General features: G+C 63.3%; 4 protein-coding genes. 1 reads left to right on the forward strand and 3 read right to left on the reverse strand.

All coding sequences use genetic code 11. The features are described 5' to 3' along the window. Positions 1-71: 71 nt before the first annotated feature. From ACO6VM_RS18575 to ACO6VM_RS18585, 3 genes are all read right to left on the reverse strand, one after another. On the reverse strand, positions 72-323 hold the full coding sequence (locus ACO6VM_RS18575; RefSeq protein WP_401058836.1) for a DUF3077 domain-containing protein: 252 nt from the start codon (positions 321-323) through the stop codon (positions 72-74). Between the two features lie 8 nt (positions 324-331). Further along, entirely contained in the window at positions 332-559 is a 228-nt protein-coding gene (locus ACO6VM_RS18580; RefSeq protein WP_422403627.1) for a hypothetical protein, read from the reverse strand. Between the two features lie 496 nt (positions 560-1,055). Beyond that, positions 1,056-2,675: an FMN-binding glutamate synthase family protein gene (locus tag ACO6VM_RS18585; RefSeq protein WP_390969497.1), complete on the reverse strand. Its 1,620-nt coding sequence runs from the start codon at positions 2,673-2,675 to the stop codon at positions 1,056-1,058. A 180-nt stretch (positions 2,676-2,855) separates the two neighbouring features. Here ACO6VM_RS18585 and ACO6VM_RS18590 point away from each other — a divergent pair, with 180 nt between their 5' ends. Next, on the forward strand, positions 2,856-3,119 hold the full coding sequence (locus tag ACO6VM_RS18590; protein ID WP_401058832.1) for a type B 50S ribosomal protein L31: 264 nt from the start codon (positions 2,856-2,858) through the stop codon (positions 3,117-3,119). Positions 3,120-3,193: the final 74 nt, after the last annotated feature.

A 3,193-nucleotide genomic window follows, 5' to 3' on the forward strand; every position in this document is an offset into this window, starting at 1 on the left:
TCGCGGGGCAAGCCCGCTCCCACGATTTCTGCGTCGTGGGAGCGGGCTTGCCCCGCGATAGGGCCATTGGATCAACCGGAGCGATTCATCCCCAACTCCATGTCATCGATCAGCGCCTTGGCCATGGCGCTGAGGATGCGCGCCGAACTGCCGGCGAGCATGTCGTTTTCCATTTCGGCTTCGCAGGTGAGGTGGCGGATGCAGCCGAGCAGTACCGACAGCTCGTCGAAAGCGTGCTGGAAGGGGATGCCGGGCTGGATGCGGAACAGCTCCAGGCAGGTGGTGGTGCCTGAGGTGCTGCCATGGTTGGTCGGGGTGGTCATGGCTGCGCTCATGTTTCGTGGCGGATCAGGGGGTAGAGCAGCTGGTTCAGGTAGACGCAGGTATTGAGCAGGGTCTGGCGCTGCTCTTCGCTATCGGTGTCGAAGTACATGTCGAGCACTTCGCGCAGGCATTCCATCAGCGAGGTGGCTTCGGTGCGTGCGGCTTCGGGGGTGAGGTCGGGGGTAATGGTCAGGTAGGGGAAGAAACGGGGTGGATCGGGGACGATCTTCTTCATGGCAAAACCTCAGTGCGTTACAGGAGCCGCCATCTCGATCTTTCTCACGGATGAAGGTGGCAGCCGTACGCGGGGTGAGAAACCGGTGCACTGAAGCCGGCCAGACCGAAGTCTGCCCGCGCATGGCTGCCATAAACCTAAAGCCTTGGCAGTGCAGGTCGGGTTCTCACACCCGGTCACCCAATTTGGCGACCGGGTGAAGTTAGCCCTGAGGGATTTCCCCGACAACGCAGCAACTTCCGGCAGGTGCGTAGGATAGTTCCCAAGCGCTGCTGGCTGAAGCATTTGGATTCAGGTTCGGAAATGTCTTACGGGGTTAGGGGTATGCCCTTGGAGGGCCTGGCTGACCACCGCGTGAGGGCGGCCAGGTGCCAGGCGAAAGCTTTGCAGCGCCTATGAGATCGAGCGCCGCCCGCGCGGCGCTCGATCTCATAGGCGCTGAAAAAGCATCGGCGAACACCTGGAGGCCTTCACTCAACTCCCTTGAAAGGCCCCCTCAAGCCGCCACCTCACTCTGCGGCTCGAAGCTGTCGGCCCGCGCCAACTGCCACATCCGCGAATAAAACTGCCCATTCACCTCGCCGGTCAGCAACTCCCCCGGCTTGAGGAACACATGCATCTGCGAGAACAGCTTGATCTCGGTCGCCGAAATGCGCCGCACCAGGTGCTTGGCCTCCAGCTGCGCCGGATGTTCCAACCCCGCCGCCGCCAGCATCTCGGCCAGCGCGCGCAGGGTGTTGTGGTGGAAGTTGAGCACCCGCTGGGCCTTGTCCGGCACTACCAGCGCCCGCTGGCGCAGGGCGTCCTGGGTGGCGACCCCGGTTGGGCACTTGTTGGTGTGGCAGCTCTGCGACTGGATGCAGCCGATGGCGAACATGAAACCACGCGCCGAGTTGGCCCAGTCGGCGCCAATCGCCAACACGCTGGCGATGTCGAAGGCGCTGACGATCTTGCCGCTGGCACCGAGCTTGATCTTGTCGCGCAGGTTCAAGCCCACCAGGGTGTTGTGCACGAACAGCAGGCCCTCGCGCAGCGGCACGCCGATATGGTCGGTGAACTCCACCGGCGCTGCGCCGGTACCGCCTTCCTTGCCATCGACCACGATAAAGTCGGGGAGGATGCCGGTTTCCAGCATGGCCTTGGCGATGCCCATGAACTCCCACGGGTGGCCCAGGCAGAACTTGAAGCCCACCGGCTTGCCGCCGGACAGCTCACGCAGCTGGGCGATGAACTGCATCATCTCGATGGGGGTGGAAAACGCGCTGTGGCGCGACGGTGAGATGCAGTCCTCGCCCATCAGGATGCCGCGGGTCTCGGCGATTTCCTGGGTGACCTTGTGCTTGGGCAGGATGCCGCCGTGGCCGGGTTTGGCCCCTTGGCTCATCTTGATCTCGATCATCCGCACCTGCGGGTTCTGCGCCTGGGCGGCGAAGCGCTCGGGGTCGAAGCGCCCGTCGGGGGTGCGGCAGCCGAAATAACCGCTGCCCAGTTCCCAGGTCAGGTCGCCGCCGTGCTCCCGGTGGTAGGGGCTGATGCTGCCTTCCCCGGTGTCGTGGGCGAAGTTGCCGAGCTTGGCGCCCTGGTTCAGGGCGCGGATGGCGTTGGCGCTGAGCGAACCGAAGCTCATGGCCGAAATGTTGAAGATCGACGCCGAGTACGGCTGGGTGCACTGCGGGCCGCCCACGGTGACGCGGAAACTGGCCGGGTCGGCCAATGGCGCCGGGCGCATCGAGTGACCGATGAATTCGAAACCGGATTCGTACACATCAATCAGTGTGCCGAAGGGTTTGTCCGAGGCTTCGTTCTTGGCCCGAGCATAGACCAGCGAGCGCTGGGCACGGGAGAACGGCAGGGCATCGCTGTCGGACTCCAGCAGGTATTGGCGGATTTCCGGGCGGATGGCTTCGACCAGGTAGCGGATGTTGCCGAGGATCGGGTAGTTGCGGCGTACCGCGTGGCGCTGCTGCAGCAGGTCGAACACACCGATCAGGCTGAGCACCCCGGTGGCCAGGGTGAACGGCCACAACCACTCATGGTGGAGCAACGGCAGGCTGGCGAGGGTGAACAGCACGCAGGCGGCGAAAAAGGCGTAGCGACTGAGAAGTGACAGGCTCATACGGGGTCCTTGCGAATGGCTCGGTCAGGCTCAGGGCCTGGGGCGAACCCCGACCATAGCCCGCTGGCCGGCCCATGGCCAGCCTGGGGCGGCGCAGGAAAAATGAAAATACGGGTATCGAAAATCATTCGCGATAGTATATGTTATAAAGTATCAATTTGACCCCGAGGATTATCCACCATGAAAGCAGGCATCCACCCCGCGTACCGCTCCGTGCTGTTCCATGACACAGCAGCCGATGTGTACTTTTTAATCGGCTCGACCGTCGATACCGATCGCACCCAGCAGCACAGCGATGGCCAGACCTACCCCTACGTGGCGCTGGATGTGTCCAGCGCTTCGCACCCGGTGTACACCGGGCAGCAGCGCAAGACCACGGTGGAAGGGCGGGTGGCCGGGTTCAACAAGCGTTTTGCCGGGTTTTCCGGAAAGACCGGGCAATAGTCGAATGCCATCGCGGGGGGGGGGGGGGACGCGTAACCAACCGACTACAGGGGGGGGGATAGGCACACACGGAA

Origin of the sequence: Pseudomonas sp. GZD-209 (assembly GCF_049310485.1) — a bacterium.
GTDB lineage: Bacteria > Pseudomonadota > Gammaproteobacteria > Pseudomonadales > Pseudomonadaceae > Aquipseudomonas > Aquipseudomonas sichuanensis.